This is a genomic window from Agromyces sp. H17E-10 (assembly GCF_022919715.1).
GTDB lineage: Bacteria > Actinomycetota > Actinomycetes > Actinomycetales > Microbacteriaceae > Agromyces.
Window position 1 is genome coordinate 3,711,786 of sequence record NZ_CP095042.1, and the last position, 16,358, is coordinate 3,728,143.

General features: G+C 72.0%; 9 protein-coding genes. 5 read left to right on the forward strand and 4 right to left on the reverse strand.

Going from position 1 to position 16,358, the window contains the following annotated elements:
- Window positions 1-16: 16 nt before the first annotated feature.
- Window positions 17-2,233 (reverse strand): 1,4-alpha-glucan branching protein GlgB, encoded by a 2,217-nt coding sequence (gene glgB, locus MUN74_RS16790; RefSeq protein ID WP_244853762.1) that lies wholly within the window; start codon window positions 2,231-2,233, stop codon window positions 17-19.
- Entirely contained in the window at window positions 2,226-4,247 is a 2,022-nt protein-coding gene (locus MUN74_RS16795; RefSeq protein ID WP_244853763.1) for an alpha-1,4-glucan--maltose-1-phosphate maltosyltransferase, read from the reverse strand. Before MUN74_RS16795 ends, glgB begins: the two co-directional genes overlap by 8 nt.
- Before the next feature lie 122 nt (window positions 4,248-4,369).
- Between MUN74_RS16795 and glgP the strand changes: the two genes are divergently transcribed.
- Window positions 4,370-6,949: an alpha-glucan family phosphorylase gene (gene glgP / locus MUN74_RS16800; RefSeq protein WP_244853764.1), complete on the forward strand. Its 2,580-nt coding sequence runs from the start codon at window positions 4,370-4,372 to the stop codon at window positions 6,947-6,949.
- Between the two features lie 34 nt (window positions 6,950-6,983).
- Here the strand turns inward: glgP and ybaK are convergent, their stop codons facing one another.
- Together ybaK and glgX are read right to left on the reverse strand one after the other, a co-directional pair.
- The gene (ybaK, locus tag MUN74_RS16805; RefSeq protein ID WP_244853765.1) at window positions 6,984-7,484 is read right to left on the reverse strand and encodes a Cys-tRNA(Pro) deacylase; all 501 of its coding nucleotides are present in this window, start codon (window positions 7,482-7,484) and stop codon (window positions 6,984-6,986) included.
- Window positions 7,484-9,586 (reverse strand): glycogen debranching protein GlgX, encoded by a 2,103-nt coding sequence (gene glgX, locus MUN74_RS16810; RefSeq protein ID WP_244853766.1) that lies wholly within the window; start codon window positions 9,584-9,586, stop codon window positions 7,484-7,486. Before glgX ends, ybaK begins: the two co-directional genes overlap by 1 nt.
- Before the next feature lie 102 nt (window positions 9,587-9,688).
- On the opposite strand from glgX, the gene MUN74_RS16815 reads away from it, so the two are divergent.
- The 4 genes from MUN74_RS16815 (at window position 9,689) to MUN74_RS16830 (ending at window position 16,304) form a co-directional block, all read left to right on the forward strand.
- Window positions 9,689-10,936: a cysteine desulfurase family protein gene (locus MUN74_RS16815; protein WP_244853767.1), complete on the forward strand. Its 1,248-nt coding sequence runs from the start codon at window positions 9,689-9,691 to the stop codon at window positions 10,934-10,936.
- Between the two features lie 49 nt (window positions 10,937-10,985).
- Window positions 10,986-12,125 (forward strand): tRNA 2-thiouridine(34) synthase MnmA, encoded by a 1,140-nt coding sequence (gene mnmA / locus MUN74_RS16820; RefSeq protein WP_244853768.1) that lies wholly within the window; start codon window positions 10,986-10,988, stop codon window positions 12,123-12,125.
- 111 nt (window positions 12,126-12,236) lie between these two features.
- Window positions 12,237-14,555, forward strand: coding sequence for an NAD-dependent DNA ligase LigA (gene ligA, locus MUN74_RS16825; RefSeq protein ID WP_244856486.1), 2,319 nt, complete (start codon window positions 12,237-12,239; stop codon window positions 14,553-14,555).
- A 33-nt stretch (window positions 14,556-14,588) separates the two neighbouring features.
- Window positions 14,589-16,304 (forward strand): alkaline phosphatase family protein, encoded by a 1,716-nt coding sequence (locus tag MUN74_RS16830; protein ID WP_244853769.1) that lies wholly within the window; start codon window positions 14,589-14,591, stop codon window positions 16,302-16,304.
- The last annotated feature ends 54 nt before the right edge of the window (window positions 16,305-16,358 follow it).

The following is a 16,358-nucleotide window of genomic DNA, read 5'->3' on the forward strand; positions in this document are numbered from 1 at the left end:
ACGGCGGCCGAGCAGCTCACGAGCCGTCGAGTTCGAACCACACGGCACCGAGTGGTGGCAGCGCGAACACCGCCGATGCCGGGCGACCCGCCCACGGCACGGCTTCGGCCTCGACCCCGCCGAGGTTGCCCACGCCCGAGCCGCCGAACTCCGCGGCATCCGAGTTGAGCACCTCGCGCCACCGGCCCGTGAAGGGGAGGCCGAGCCGGAAACGCTCGTGCGGCCGGCCCGCGAAGTTCACGATGCACAGGAGCGGGCGCCGTTCGCGGTCGTAGCGCAGGAACGCGATGACGTTCTCGGCCGCGGCACCGCCCTCGACCCATTCGAACCCGGCCGCATCGTCGTCGAGCTGCCAGAGCGCGGGGGTCGCTCGATAGCTCCGGTTGAGCGCACCGACGAACTCGGCGAGCTCGCGATGGGAGGGCTGGTCGAGGATCCACCAGTCGAGCCCGCGCTCCTCGCTCCACTCGCTGAGCTGGCCGAACTCCTGGCCCATGAAGAGCAATTGCTTGCCCGGGTGCGCCCACATGAACGCCAGGTAGGCGCGCGTGTTCGCGAGCTGCTGCCAGTGGTCGCCCGGCATCTTGCGCACGAGGGAGCCCTTGCCGTGCACGACCTCGTCGTGGCTGATCGGCAGGATGAAGTGCTCGCTGAACGCGTAGAGGAACGAGAAGGTCAGCTCGTGGTGATGGTGCGACCGGTAGAGCGGGTCGTTCTGGATGTACTGGAGCGAGTCGTGCATCCACCCCATGTTCCACTTGTACCCGAAGCCGAGTCCGCCCGACGAGGTGGGCGCCGTGACGCCGGGCCACGACGTCGACTCCTCGGCGATCATGACGATGCCGGGATTGCGTTTGTAGGCGGTCGCCGTCGCCTCCTGGAGGAAGGTGATCGCCTCGAGGTGCTCTCGCCCGCCGTGCACGTTCGGGAGCCACTCGCCCTCGGCGCGCGAGTAGTCGAGATAGAGCATGGATGCGACGGCGTCGACGCGCAGCCCGTCGACGTGGAACTCCTCGAGCCAGAACAGCGCGTTCGCGACGAGGAAGTTGCGCACCCGGGGGTTGCCGAAGTCGAAGACGAGGGTGCCCCAGTCCTGCTGCTCGCCCCGCCGCGGGTCGGCGTGCTCGTAGAGCGGCTCGCCGTCGAAGCGCGCAAGCGCCCACTCGTCCTTGGGGAAGTGGCCGGGGACCCAGTCCATGATCACGCCGATGCCCGCCCGGTGCAGGCGGTCGATGAGGTAGCGCAGGTCGTCGGGGGAGCCGAACCGGCTCGTCGCGGCGTAGTACCCGGTGACCTGGTACCCCCACGAGCCGCCGAACGGATGCTCAGCGAGCGGCAGGAACTCGACGTGCGTGTAGCCGAGCCAGTCGAGGTACTCGATGAGCTCGTCGGCGACGTCGCGGTACCCCTTGCCGGGGCGCCACGATCCGAGGTGGAGCTCGTAGATCGACATCGGCCGCTCGTGCACGTTCTCGGCGGCGCGCCGGGCGAGCCAGTCGCCGTCGCCCCAGTCGTAGCGGCTGTCGTCGACGATCGACGCGGTGGCGGGCGCGACCTCGGCGCGCCGGGCCATCGGGTCGGCCTTCATGATCCAGTCGCCGCTGCCGGCGAGCAGCTCGAACTTGTAGAGCGCCCCGGGCTCGAGCTCGGGCACGAACAGTTCCCACACGCCCGACGCGCCCATGCTCCGCATCGCGTGCGCGGCGCCGTTCCACCGGTTGAACTCGCCGACGACGCGCACGGCGCGGGCGTGCGGCGCCCAGACGGTGAACGCCGTGCCGCCCACGCGACCGTCGACGCCCCAGTGCTCGCGGTAGCGGGCGCCGAGCACGCGCCAGAGCTCCTCGTGCCGGCCCTCTCCGATGAGATGCAGGTCGAGCTCGCCGATCGTTGGGGCGAACCGGTAGGGGTCGTCGGCCGACCACTCCGAGCCGTCGTCGTAGCGCGCTTCGACGAGGTAGTCGGTCGGGCCGAACCGGCCGGTGCCGGCCCACACGCCGTGGCCGACGTGCTCGAGCTGCAGCGTGGTGCCGTCGGACAGCACGGCGTCGACGGCGGCCGCGAGCGGCCGCAGGGTCCGGATGACGGTGAGCGGTCCGGGCTCCTGCGCGGCGTCGAACCCGTGCTGGCCGAGCACCGCGTGCGGGTCGCTGTGCCGCCCCTCGGCGATGGCGGCGAGCACCGCGTCGGGCACGGCGGGGGCGGCGGGCGGGGCGGCCGACGGGTCAGTCATCCGATCCTCTTCTCACGTGCAGGATGTGGACGGGTCGCGTGAACGCGTCGAGCCGGACGTAGTTCGAGGCGCCCCAGTCCCAGGTGGAGCCGGTGACGAGGTCGTCGACCGAGAACCGTGCGCCCGGCGGCAGCCCGAGCGCCTCGAGGTCGAGGTGCACGGTCGTCTCGCGCACCGAGTGCGGGTCGACGTTCGCGACGACGATGAGCGTGTCGTCGACGCCGTCATCGGTGAACCGCCCGTCGAGGTGCTTCGAGTAGACGAGTACGGCGTCGTCCTCGCTCGCGTGGAAGCGGATGTTGCGGAGTTGTCCGAGCGCCGGGTGCTCTGCCCTGATGCGATTGAGGATGCCGAGGTAGAGGCCGAGCGATCGCCCCTCGGCCTCGGCCGCGGCGAAGTCGCGCGGCTTGTACTCGTACTTCTCGTTGTCGATCGCCTCTTCGGCACCCGGACGGGCGACCGACTCGAACAGCTCGAACCCCGAGTAGACGCCCCACAGCGGTGCCGCCGTCGCCGCGATCGTCGCGCGCACCGTGAACGCAGCGGGGCCCCCGAACTGCAGGTACTCCGTGAGGATGTCCGGCGTGTTCACGAACAGGTTCGGCCGCATGAAGTCGGCCGTGTCCTGCGACACCGAGGTGAGGAACTCCTCGAGCTCGTCCTTCGTGTTGCGCCAGGTGAAGTACGAGTACGACTGCTGGAATCCGGCCATCGCGAGGGCCTGCATCATCGCGGGGCGCGTGAACGCCTCGGCGAGGAACACGACGCCGGGGTCGTCGGCGTTGACGGTCGCGATGAGCCGCTCCCAGAACGCGAGCGGCTTCGTGTGCGGGTTGTCGACGCGGAAGATCCGCACGCCCTGCTTCATCCAGTGCCGCACGATGCGCAGCACCTCGTCGAAGATGCCCTCGGGATCGTCGTCGAAGTTGACGGGGTAGATGTCCTGGTACTTCTTCGGCGGGTTCTCCGCATAGCGGATCGTGCCGTCGGGCAGCACCGTGAACCATTCGGGATGCTCCGCCACCCAGGGGTGGTCGGGCGAGGCCTGCAGGGCGAGGTCGAGAGCGACCTCGATGCCGAGCTCGTTCGCGCGGCGCACGAAGGCCCGGAAGTCGGCGAGGGTGCCGAGGTCTGGGTGCACGGCGTCGTGGCCGCCCGGGGATCCGTCCTTCAGCAGCCCGCCGATCGCCCACGGCGAGCCCGGGTCGCCGGCACCCGGGTCGAGCGTGTTGTTGCGTCCCTTGCGGTTCGTGACGCCGATCGGGTGGATGGGCGGCAGGTACACGACGTCGAAGCCCATGGCGGCGACGCCGTCGAGTCGCTTCGCCGCCGTGCGGAACGTGCCGCTCCGCCAGGTGCCGTCCTTCTGCCGACGGGCGCCCTCCGAGCGTGGGAAGAACTCGTACCACGCGCCGACGCCCGCTCGACGACGTTCGACGAGCAGGCGCTGCTCGCCGGACTCGCTCACGAGGCGCGCGAGCGGCCGGGCGTCGAACTCCGAGAGTACGGGCGCGTCGACGAGGGCGCGGCGGGCGGCCGCGGATGCCCGGCCGTCGCGCAGCGCGTCGGCGAGCTCGGCGAGGCGCTTGCGCACGGGCCGCGGTCGCGAGGTCTCGGCCGCAGCCCGTTCGATCAGGCGCGCGCCGAGTTCGTACATGAGCTCGACGTCGACGCCCGCGTCGATCTTCACGGCCGCGTCGTGCCGCCAGGTCGCGATCTCGTCGTCGAAGCCGATCACGTGCCAGCGCCACTCGCCGACCTCGTCGACGCGCACGAGCGCCTCCCACCGGTCGGTGCCCGGAGCCAGTGCGCGCATGCGATGCCGCTCCTCGCGCCCCGACGGGCTCGTCACGACGAGCATGGCGCCGACCCGGTCGTGCCCCTCACGGAACACGGTCGCACGGAACGGCACGACCTCGCCCTCGAACGCCTTCGGGTGCCAGCGCGGGTCGGGCACGGCGGGGGTGAGCCGCGTCACGGGGATGCGGCCGGCGAGCGGGGTAGCGGTGGTCACGTTCCGACCGTAGCGCGTCGGGGTTCGCGCAGCACCGAATCGGTCTCCGCGGGTCGGTCGCGACCCCACGTGCGTCGGCACGGGTTCACACGCGCGACATCTGGGCGACCTAGGGTGGAGCCGTGAAGTCGATCCGGAAGTTCACCGTCCGAGCCGTCGTCCCCGCCCGCCTCACCGCACTCGAGGAGCTCGCGGCCAACCTGCGCTGGGCGTGGCACGAACCGACGAGGCGCCTGTTCGAGCACATCGACCCCGACGCCTGGGCGCGCTCGGAGCGCGACCCGGTCACCTTCCTCGGCGAGGTCGACCCCGCACGACTCGACGCGCTCGCCGCGGACGACGACTACGTCGGCTGGGCCGAGCGCGAGCGCGACGGGCTCCGCCGCTATCTCGAGGAGCCTCGCTGGTACCAGGGGCTCGAGGGCGACAAACCCGGACTCGTCGCGTACTTCTCGCCCGAGTACGGCATCACCGCGGCGCTGCCGCAGTACTCGGGCGGGCTGGGGATCCTCGCCGGCGATCACCTCAAGGCGGCATCCGACCTCGGCGTGCCGATCGTCGCCGTCGGCCTCTTCTACAAGGCGGGCTACTTCGCCCAGTCGATCTCCTCCGACGGCTGGCAGCAGGAGCGCTACCCGCTGCAGGACCCCGACGGCCTGCCGCTCACGGTGCTGCGTCGCGCCGACGGCAGCGCGGTGCAGGTCTCGCTCGCCCTGCCCGACGGGGCGACGCTCAACGCCAGGGTCTGGCGTGCCGCGGTCGGACGGGTCGAGCTCCTGCTGCTCGACACCGATGTGCCCGCGAACGACGACGAGCACCGCGCGATCACCGATCGGCTGTACGGCGGCGGCAGCGAGCACCGGCTGCTGCAGGAACTGCTGCTCGGCATCGGGGGAGTGCGTGCACTCCGTGCGTGGGCCGAGCTCGTCGGCGCGCCCGCACCCGATGTGTTCCACATGAACGAGGGGCACGCGGGATTCCTCGGGCTCGAACGGATCTCCGCCTACATCGGCGAGGGGCTCGCGTTCGGCGAGGCGCTGCAGCTCGTGCGCGCGGGCACGGTGTTCACGACGCACACCCCGGTGCCCGCCGGCATCGACCGGTTCGATCGTGCACTCGTCGAGCGGTACGTGACCGCCGAGCTCCTGCCCGGCGTCGAGCCCGACGCGGCGCTCGCGCTCGGCGTCGAGCCGGGTGCCGACCCGGCGACGAGCGCGTTCAACATGGCCGTCATGGGCCTCCGGCTCGCCGGGCACGCGAACGGGGTCTCCGAGCTCCACGGGCGGGTCAGCCGTCGCATGTTCGGCGACCTGTGGCCGGGGTTCGACGCCGACGAGGTGCCGATCACGTCGATCACGAACGGGGTGCACGCGCCGACCTGGACCGACCCTGCGCTCACGGCGCTCGCCGAGCGCACGCTCGGCACCGACGACAGCGAGCACGCCGACTGGCTGAGCTCGGCCGTGGGCGACGCCGAACTCTGGTCGGTGAAGCGAGAGATGCGCACCCGCCTCGTCGACGACGCGCGTCGGCGGCTCGCGGCGAGCTTCGTGGAGCAGCATCCCGGGGCGGCCGCGCCCGAGTGGATCAGTCGCGCCCTCGACCCCGAGACGCTCACGATCGGCTTCGCGCGACGGGTGCCGACCTACAAGCGGCTCACGCTCATGCTGCAGGACCCCGATCGGCTGGAGGCCATCCTCACCGACCCCGATCGCCCCGTGCAGTTCGTCATCGCCGGCAAGTCGCATCCCGCCGATGACGAGGGCAAGCGCCTCATCCAGCGGCTCGTGCAGTTCGCCGCGAAGCCCGAGGTCCGCGACCGGTTCGTGTTCCTCCCCGACTACGACATGGCGATGGCCGAGACCCTGTACCCGGGGTGCGACGTGTGGCTCAACAATCCGCTGCGGCCCCTCGAGGCGTGCGGCACCTCGGGCATGAAGGCGGCGATGAACGCCGCCCTCAACCTGTCGATCCTCGACGGGTGGTGGGCCGAGTACGCGGGCGACGACTTCGGCTGGGTCATCCCGTCGGCGGATGCGGCCGGCGACGCCGCCGAGCGCGACGCTCGCGAGGCGGCGGCGCTCTACGACCTGCTGGAGCACCACATCGTGCCCGCGTTCTACGACCGCCCGGCCGACGCCGACGGCCAGGCGGGCTACTTCGAGCGCGATGCGGACCGCGTGCCCGTCGAATGGGTGCGGATGCTGCGCACGACGCTCGGTCGGCTCGTCCCCGAGCTCGGCGCCGACCGCATGGTGCGCGAGTACGTCGAGCGGCTCTACCGGCACGCGGGGACGACCTTCGACCGGGTTCGCGCCGACGATGCCCGCGGCGCCCGCGAGTTCGCCGCATGGGCCGCGAGGGTCCGTTCGGCCTGGCCCGAGGTCAAGGTGCTGCACGTCGAGTCGGGCGGGCTCGACCAGCCGGCGGTCGGCGACGAGCTGCACGTCCGCGCGGAGGTCGAACTCGGCGGCCTCGACGCCACGGACGTCGCGGTCGAGCTGGTGTCGGGCCGGAGCCTCGCCGACGACTCGATCGGCGAGCCCGTGCGCACGACGCTCGCGCTCGCGGCCGGCGGCGGGTACGAGGGCGTCGTCACGCTCGACCGCGCCGGAGCCTTCGGCTACTCGGTGCGGGTCGTGCCGTCGCATCCGCTGATGACGAACCCGGCCGAACTGGGACTCGTCGCCGTCGCATCCTGACGAGCGGTGAGCGGCCGTCGATCGCCCGGCAGCGTCAGCGGGTCCGGGCGATCGGGGCGTACCGGCCGGCCGTGACGGCGAGGAGGTCGTCGGGTGCGAGCTCGAGGTCGAGGCCGCGTCGCCCGCCCGAGACGTAGATCGTCTCGCACAGGATCGCGGACTCGTCGAGCACGGTCGGCAGTGCGGTCTTCTGCCCGATGGGGCTGATTCCGCCGACGACGTAGCCGGTCTTGCGCTCGGCGACCCGCGGGTCGGCCATCTCCGCGCGCTTGCCGCCGACGGCCGCGGCGAGCGCCTTCAGATCGAGCTGCATGGCGACCGGCACGATGCCGACCGCGAGGGCGCCGTCGACGTCGGCGAGCAGGGTCTTGAACACGCGGTCGGGGTCGAGCCCGAGCTTCTCCGCGGCCTCCAGGCCGTACGCGGACGCTCGCGGGTCGTGCTCGTACGCATGCGGCGTGAAGGCGACTCCCGCGCGGATGAGGGCGAGCGTGGCGGGTGTGCCGGCCGACGCGGCATCCGACCGTTTCGACATCACCCGGCGCCCTCTGCGCGGAAGAGACGCATCGACGGACCGACGATGCGCACGCGCTCGCCGGCCGCGAGCGGTTCGGCCGCGCCGGGGGAGTCCTCTCCGTCCGCCGCACCCGGGGGCGCCTCCTCGGCCGAGTTCCACAGCGGCCGGTACCCCGTGACGCCGTTGACGGCGGGCAGCACGACGTCGGCGACCGTCTCGCGCGCGTGTACGACGAGCAGGATGCGATTGAACGCCTCGGTCTCGGGCGTCGAGGCCGCGACGAACTGCAGGGTGCGCTCAGAGGTCGAGTTCCAGTCGTCGATGCCCATGGTCTCGCCGTCGGCGTTGTACCAGTCCATCCTCGAGGCGCTCGGCGTGGACTCGCCGTCGCGCCCGAAGCGGATCGGCCGGAGCGCCGGATTCTCGCGACGCAGCCGCAGCAGGTGCCGGGCGGTCGCGACGAGTTCGGGCGCGTATCGCGGACGCTCGGCCGCATCCCACGCGAGCCACGTCAGCGGCGAGTCATGGCAGTAGGCGTTGTTGTTGCCGCGCTGCGTGCGCCCGTACTCGTCGCCGGCCGTCAGCATCGGCACGCCGGCCGACAGGAGCAGGGTGCCGAGCAGGTTGCGGATGCTGCGCCGCCGCGCCGCCCGGACGGCCGGGTCGGCCGCCTCGCCCTCCACACCGTGGTTGAACGAGTTGTTGTTGTCGGTGCCGTCGCGGTTCTGCTCGCCGTTGCCGAGATTGTGCTTGACGTCGAAGGCGGTGAGGTCGGCGAGGGTGAACCCGTCGTGCGCGGTCACGAAGTTGAGGCTCGCGAGCGGGCCGCGCTCGGCGCTGAACGTGTTCGACGACCCCGCGAGGCGGGTGGCGAACCGGCCGATGCCGCTGCCGGCCGAGCCCGTCTCCCGCTCGCGGCGCAGGTCGCCGAGCCAGAAGTCGCGCATCCGGTCGCGGTACCGGTCGTTCCACTCGCCGAACCCGGCGGGGAAGTCGCCCGTGCGCCAGCCGCCCGGGCCCACGTCCCAGGGCTCGGCGATGAGCTTCGTCGCGCCGATGACCGGGTCGTCGAGCATGCCCCGCAGCAGCGGGTGGTCGCGCGTGAACTCGCCGTTCGCGTCGCGACCGAGCGTCGCGGCGAGGTCGAGCCGGAATCCGTCGACCTGCAGCTCCTCGGCGAAGTAGCGCATCGAGTCGAGCACGAGCCGCACGGGCGCGGGATTGCCGAAGTGCACGGTGTTGCCGCACCCCGTCGTGTCGACGTATCGGCCGTGCGCGTCATGGCGGTAGTAGCTCGCGTTGTCGATGCCGCGGAAGCTGTACGTCGGCCCTTCGCGACCCTCTTCGGCGGTGTGGTTGTAGACCACGTCGAGCACGACCTCGAGGCCCGCCTCGTGCAGTCGCCGCACCATGCCCGCGAACTCGCGTCGAACGGCGTGCGCACCCTCCGCCTGCGCCGCGGCGCTCGCGTACGGGGCGTGCGCGGCGAAGAAGGCGAGCGTGTTGTAGCCCCAGTAGTTCGGCTTGCCCTGGCGCACGAGACGCTGCTCGGCGACGAAGGCGTGCACGGGCAGCAGTTCGACCGTCGTGACGCCGAGCCCGGTGAGGTACTCGAGCGAGGCGTCGTGAGCGAGGCCCGCGTAGGTGCCGCGCAACGGCTCGGGGATCGCGTGATTGAGCTTCGAGAAGCCCCGCACGTGCGTCTCGTACACGACCGTGCGGTCGAGCGGCACCCCGGGCTTGCCGACGCCGCCCCAGTCGAACCCGGCGTCGTCGAGCCCGCCGAGCACGACGCCGCGCCAGGAGCCGTCGTTGGCGCGGGCGAGCCCGCGGGCGTAGGGGTCGAGCAGCGTGTGCACGGGGTTGAAGGCGTGGTCGAACCCGGCCGGCCCGTCGACGCGGAGCCCGTAGTGCGCCCCCGGCACGAGCGCGGCGGAGTCACCCGACCACACCCCGTCGGCATCGCGCACGAGCGGCACGCGCTCGGCCGCCCAGTCGAGGTCCTCGGCATCGAACACGACGAGGTCGACGCTCGATGCGTGCTCGGACCAGACCCGGATGCGTCCGCCCGCGGCGTCGGCGCGGACGCCGAGGTCGTCGAGGGGATCGGGCGCAGACATGCGATCTACAGTAGTTCTTGCGGGAGCGGCCGCTGCAAGCGTGTGCAGGCGGCGCGCCGCGGCATCCCGAATCGCAATCGATCGACCACGGAGGGCTGGCGAATGGTCTACCTCGACCACGCGGCGACCACGCCCATGCGTCCCGAGGCGATCGAGGCGATGACCGCCGCGCTCGCCGTGGTCGGCAACCCGTCGTCGATCCACAGTGCGGGCCAGCAGGCGAAGCGGCTGCTCGAGGAGTCGCGTGAGCGCGTGGCCGCGACGCTCGGCGTCGACGGCATCGAGGTGGTCTTCACCGGCAACGGCACCGAGGCGGTCAACCTCGCGATCAAGGGACTGTGGTGGCAGCGGCGAACCGCATCCGCCGGGGATGCCGCGGCCGGTGCCGCCCGCCGGCGCATCGTCGTCCCCGCGGGGGAGCATCACGCGACCCTCGACACCGTCGACTGGCTCGTCGAGCACGAGGGTGCCGACGTCGTCGAGATCCCGCTCGACGCGGTCGGCCGGCTCCGGCTCGACGTGCTCGAGCGCGAGCTCGACGACGCGTCGACGATCGCCCTCGTCACGATGTTGTGGGCGAACAACGAGGTCGGCACGATCCAGCCGGTCGAGGAGGTCGCCCGGCTGACGGCGCGCGCCGGGGTGCCGCTGCACGTCGACGCGATCGCCGCCTACGGGCAGGTGCCGATCGACGTCCGCTCGCTGCGGCGGTCGACCGAGGCCCCGCGTGGGGCCGGGCTCGTCGCGCTCAGCGTGTCCGCCCACAAGATCGGCGGGCCGGCCGGAATCGGCGCGCTCGTGCTCGACCGGTCGGCCGCCGTCGAACCGCTCATCCACGGCGGCGGGCAGCAGCGCAAGGTGCGTTCGGGCACGCAGGACGTCGCCGCGGCGGCGGCGTTCGCGGCGGCCGCGGAGTCGGTTGCCGCGCGTCTCGACGACGACGCCGAGCGCATGGCCGCCCTGCGCGACCGGGTGATCGACGGCGTCCTCGAGGCGGTGCCGAGCGCGCGGCTCTCGGGCGACGCCGGACCGGGCGCCTCGGTGCGCCTGCCGGGCAACGTGCACTTCTCGTTCCCGGGCTGCGAGGGCGACTCGCTCCTCTTCCTGCTCGACGCGGCCGGAGTGGCGGTGTCCACCGGTTCCGCCTGCCAGGCGGGCGTGCCTGAGCCGTCGCACGTCCTCATGGCGATGGGGCGTACCGAGGCGGACGCTCGCGGCGCCCTGCGCATCACGCTCGGGCACACCTCGACCGACGCCGATGTCGACGCGTTCCTCGCCGCCCTGCCTGCGGCTCATGCGCAGGCGGCGCGCGCCGGCCTCGCGGCCCGCGCGACGTCGTTCGATCGCTGAGCCTCCGCCCGAGGCATCCGTTCAGGCTGCCCTGCCTACACTGGAGGACATGAAGGTCCTTGCTGCGATGAGCGGCGGCGTCGACAGCGCCGTCGCGGCTGCGCGCGCCGTCGAGGCGGGACACGACGTCGTGGGCGTGCACCTCGCGCTCAGCCGCATGCCCGGCACGCTGCGCACCGGCAGCCGCGGCTGCTGCACGATCGAGGACTCGATGGACGCGCAGCGCGCCGCGAACGTGCTCGGCATCCCCTACTACGTGTGGGACTTCTCCGAGCGGTTCAAGGCCGACGTCGTCGACGACTTCATCGCCGAGTACTCGGCCGGCCGCACTCCGAATCCCTGCATGCGCTGCAACGAGCGCATCAAGTTCGCCGCCCTCCTCGAGAAGGCGCTCGCCCTCGGCTTCGACGCCGTCGCCACCGGCCACTACGCGAAGGTCGTGACGGGCGACTCGGGAGCCCTCGAACTGCACCGCGCCAACGCCGAGGCGAAGGACCAGTCGTATGTCCTCGGCGTGCTCACCGCCGAGCAGCTCGCGCACGCGTACTTCCCGCTCGGCGACACCGCCTCGAAGCAGCTCGTGCGCGAAGAGGCGGCCCGTCGAGGCCTCAGCGTCGCGCAGAAGCCCGACTCCTACGACATCTGCTTCATCCCCGACGGCGACACGAGGGGCTGGCTCGCCGACAAGGTCGGCACCGAGCAGGGCGACATCGTCGACCGCTCGGGCGCTGTCGTCGGCTCGCACGACGGTGCGCACGCCTACACGGTCGGCCAGCGTCGCGGCCTGCGCCTCGGCACGCCGGCCGCCGACGGCAAGCCGCGCTTCGTGCTCGAGGTGCGCCCGAAGGAGAACACGGTCGTCGTCGGGCCGAAGGCGGCGCTCGCCGTCGGCCTCATCGCGGGCTCGCGCTTCTCGTGGGCGGGACTGGACCCCGTGGCCTCCGGGATCGTCGGCTCGGTCGGCGAGTCGTTCGACTGCGACGTGCAGATCCGTGCGCACGCCGACCCGGTGCCGGCGCGTGCGACCGTCGAGACGGATGCCTCGGGCGATCCCGAGCTCGTCATCGTCCCCGATTCGCCGCTCGACGGCGTCGCCCCGGGCCAGACCGCCGTCGTCTACGTCGGCAGCCGCGTGCTCGGGCAGTGCACGATCGATCGCACGGTCAGCGCCGTCCCCGTCGACGCCTGAGGCCGCGGGGGTCGTCCGCCGAAACGCCGTTCGCGTGTCGGGGGGCTTCGCTAGGGTTGGCCTGTGAGCGAGACCACCGCTGCCAGCGACATCCCCGCCGAGTTCGAGTCGATGACGTTCGACGATGCGCGCGCCGAGGCCGACCGCCTCACGGCGCGCATCGAGGCGGCTCGGGTGGCCTACTACGGCGACGGGGACTCGCCGTACTCCGACGCCGAGTACGACGCCGACTTCCATCGCCTCGAAGCGCTCGAGCGCGCGTTCCCCGAGCTCGCCGGGCAAGACAGTCCGACGCAGCAGGTGGGGGCCACCGTCGTCTCGGCCGGCTTCCCCGAGCACGAGCACGCCGAGCGCATGCTGAGCCTCGACAACGTGTTCTCGATCGACGAGTTCCGCGAGTGGGCCGCGAAGACGCAGGCGTCCGCAGGGCGGCCCGTGCGCTGGCTCTCCGAACTGAAGATCGACGGGCTGGCGATCAGCCTCGCCTACCGCGGCGGCGTGCTCGAGACCGCCACCACCCGCGGCGACGGCCGGGTCGGCGAAGACATCACCGAGAACGTCGACTTCATCCCGGCGATCCCGCGCCGCCTCACGGGTGAGGGCTTCCCCGACTTCTTCGAGGTGCGCGGCGAGGTGTTCCTGCGCTCGGTCGACTTCGAGGCCCTCAACGAGCGCCAGCACGAGCTGCAGGCGGCATACGAGGCCGACCAGCTCGCCAAGGGGCGGGCCGCCGACCAGATCCCCACGAAGTACCCCGAGTTCGCGAATGCGCGCAACACCGCCGCGGGCAGCCTCAGGCAGCGGCGTGAGAAGAAGACGGGGCTCGAGCTCGAGCTCATGCGCGAGCGGCTGGGCCGGCTCGCGCTGTACCTCCACGGCATCGGGGCCTGGGCCCATCCCGACGTCCGCAACCAGTCCGAGATCTACGGACTCCTCGCCGGCTGGGGGCTGCCGGTCTCACCGCACTCGCGCGTGTTCGACACGGTCGACGAGGTGGCCGACTACATCGCCGAACGCGGCGAGCACCGGCACTCCGTCGAGCACGAGATCGACGGCATCGTCGTGAAGGTCGACGAGCTCGACCTGCACGACGAGCTCGGCGCCACGAGCCGAGCGCCCCGGTGGGCGATCGCCTACAAGTACCCGCCCGAAGAGGTGCACACGAAGCTCCTCGACATCGTCGTCGGCGTCGGTCGCACGGGCCGGGCCACGCCGTACGCCGTGATGGAGCCGGTGAAGGTCGCCGGCTCGACGGTGCGCCAGGCGACGCTCCACAACCAAGAGGTCGTGCGCGCGAAGGGCGTCATGATCGGCGACACCGTCGTGCTCCGCAAGGCGGGAGACGTCATCCCCGAGATCCTCGGCGCCGTCGAGCAGCTGCGCGACGGCACGCAGGTCGAGTGGCACATGCCCGAGCTCTGCCCCGAGTGCGGCACCCCGCTGCGGGCGATGAAAGAGGGCGACATCGACCTGCGCTGCCCCAACGCCAGGTCGTGCCCCGCACAGGTGCGTGGCCGCATCGAGCACATCGGCTCGCGCGGCGGCCTCGACATCGAGGCCCTCGGCGAGGTGACCGCCGCAGCGCTCACCCAGCCGTCGTTCCCTGCCGAGCCGCCACTGCCGACCGAGGCCGGGCTCTTCGACCTCACGATCGACGAGCTCGTGCCGATCGAGGTGGTCGTGCGCGATGCCGAGACGGGCGAGCCCAAGGTCGACGAGTCGACCGGCGTCCCGGTCAAGCGCGCCCCGTTCCAGAAGGTGCGCATCACCTACCCGCCGGGCGCCGAGCAGATGACCGCCGCCGAACGCCGCGCCGCCGGCGTCAAGAAGGACTTCCGCGAGCTCGGTCCGTCGGAGGCCGCGTCGAAGCTCCTCGCCGAACTCGAGAAGGCCAAGACCAAGCCGCTCTGGCGGCTCATCGTCTCGCTCAACATCCGCCACGTCGGTCCGGTGGCCGCCCGTGCGCTCGCCGACTGGTTCGGCTCGCTCGACGCCGTCCGCGCCGCCTCGCGCGACGAGCTCGCACAGGTCGACGGCGTCGGCGGCATCATCGCCGACTCGCTCATCGACTGGTTCGCGGTCGACTGGCACGTCGACATCGTCGACCGGTGGACGGCTGCCGGTGTGCAGTGGGCGACGCCCGGGCACCCGGGGCCGGGCGCAGCAGCCGAGGCGGGCGGTGTGCTCGCCGGACTCACGGTCGTCGCGACCGGGTCGCTCGAGGGGTTCACCCGAGAGGGCGCCCAGGAGGCGATCATCGCCGCGGGCGGCAAGGCCGCGTCGAGCGTCTCGAAGAAGACCGACTTCGTCGCCGCCGGGCCGGGTGCGGGTTCGAAGCTCGCGAAGGCCGAAGAGCTCGGCATCCGCGTGCTCGACGCAGCGCAGTTCGCCGTGCTCGTGACCGACGGGCCGGGTGCGCTCGACGGGTGACGGCGCCGGTGGGGGCCGGCGGAGGGGGAGCAGATGGATGATGCGAGCGATGACGCGCGGTCCACGACCCGGCGCGGATTCCTGAAGCTCGGCGGCGCGGCGGCGGCAGGAGCGGTCGTCGGGGGCGCGGCCGGCGCCGCCATCACGGCAGGCGTCGCGGGGGAGCACGCCGCCGCACCCGACTCCGGCCACGGGGCATCCGGCGGGCCCATCGCGCACTGGGTCGTGCTCATGGGCGAGAACCGCTCGTTCGACAACCTGCTCGGCCGGCTGTACGCACCGGGCGACGAACCGGTCGACGGCACCTTCGAGGGGTTGGCGTTCGGCGACTACGCGAACGACGATCGCGACGGCCGGCGCATCCCCGCGCACGTCTACGTCGGGCAGACCGATGTGATCATGGGCAGCCCCGACCCCGACCCGGGCGAGGAGTACCCGCACGTCAACACCCAGCTGTTCGACGTGATCGACCCCGCGTCGAACGACGGTGCCGAGGTCGGCGCGATGCGGGCCCCGTTCAACGCGCCGAAGGAGGCCTCCTCGCCGCCGATGAGCGGATTCGTGCGCGACTACCGTTCGCACCTCCTCGCGCTCCGTCGAGGGGTCGAGCCCGACGAGCGCGAGGTGCGTCGCATCATGGGCGGGTTCGCGCCCGAGATGCTTCCCGTGCTCTCGACGCTCGCGCGCGAGTTCGCCGTGTTCGACCACTGGCATTGCGCGGTGCCGTCGCAGACCTTCTGCAACCGCTCGTTCTTCCACGCCTCCACGTCGCACGGGTTCGTGACCAACGTCGAGAACGGCGGCTACCGAAAGTGGCTCGACGCGCCCGCGGCGCCAACGATCTTCAACCGGCTCGAGGAGGCCGGCCTCAGCTGGCGCATCTACTTCGACGAGCTGCAGCTCATCTCGTTCACGGGATTCCTGCACGCTCCCGCGCTCGAGCGCTACTGGAAGACCGAGCACTTCGCGACGATGGCCGACTTCGAGCGTGACGCCGCCGCAGGCACCCTGCCCGTGTACGCATTCATCGAGCCGCGCATGGTGTACGACCACAACGACTTCCACCCACCGGTCGGGCGACTGCGCGAGGGTGAAGTCGACGGCGAGCTCATCGTCGACAGCGCGATCTCCGACGTCCGGGCCGGCGATGCGCTCGTACACCGGGTGTACGAAGCGGTCAAGGGCGGGGGGTCGACGACGGGATCGAACGCGCTCAACACGCTGCTGCTCATCACGTTCGACGAGCACGGCGGCACCTACGACCACGTCGCACCGCCGACCGCGACGCCGCCAGGGCGCCGCGAGCCGGGTGAGATGGGGTTCGAGTTCGACCGGCTCGGTGTGCGGGTGCCGGCGATCGCCGTCTCGGCGTACACCCGTGCGGGCACCGTCGTGCGCGACGAGTACCATCACGCCGCCCTCGTCGCGACGCTCGCGCACGAGCACGGGCTCGAGGAGCTCACCGAACGCGATCGCGGGGCGCGCCGACTCCATGCGGCCCTCAACCTCGACGATGCGCGCGCTCCCGAGACCTGGCCGTCGCCGACGCCCCAGTTCGTGCCGCCGAACCCCGAGTCCGGCGGCCACCCGGCGGCGAGGCATCCCGATCGCCCCCTGAGCCCGCCGGCACGCGGGCTCCTCGGGCTCCTGCTCGCCAAGGTCGCGCCCGACGAGGCCATGCCCGAGACGTACGCAGATGCGCTCGACGTGCTCGAGCGCCACGGGCACGGCCTCTTCGGGGCGTCGTGACGGGACGCACCCCGAGAGAACGCCCCGATAGAATCGGTGCATCCCGTCACGACA

Coding starts and splice junctions, on each gene's coding strand:
- MUN74_RS16815 (WP_244853767.1), top strand. CDS start 9,689: ATGGTCTACCTCGACCACGCGGCGACCACGCCCATGCGTCCCGAGGCG.
- ybaK (WP_244853765.1), bottom strand. CDS start 7,484: ATGTCGAAACGGTCGGATGCCGCGTCGGCCGGCACACCCGCCACGCTC.
- mnmA (WP_244853768.1), top strand. CDS start 10,986: ATGAAGGTCCTTGCTGCGATGAGCGGCGGCGTCGACAGCGCCGTCGCG.
- MUN74_RS16830 (WP_244853769.1), top strand. CDS start 14,589: ATGGATGATGCGAGCGATGACGCGCGGTCCACGACCCGGCGCGGATTC.
- ligA (WP_244856486.1), top strand. CDS start 12,237: ATGACGTTCGACGATGCGCGCGCCGAGGCCGACCGCCTCACGGCGCGC.
- glgX (WP_244853766.1), bottom strand. CDS start 9,586: ATGTCTGCGCCCGATCCCCTCGACGACCTCGGCGTCCGCGCCGACGCC.
- glgB (WP_244853762.1), bottom strand. CDS start 2,233: ATGACTGACCCGTCGGCCGCCCCGCCCGCCGCCCCCGCCGTGCCCGAC.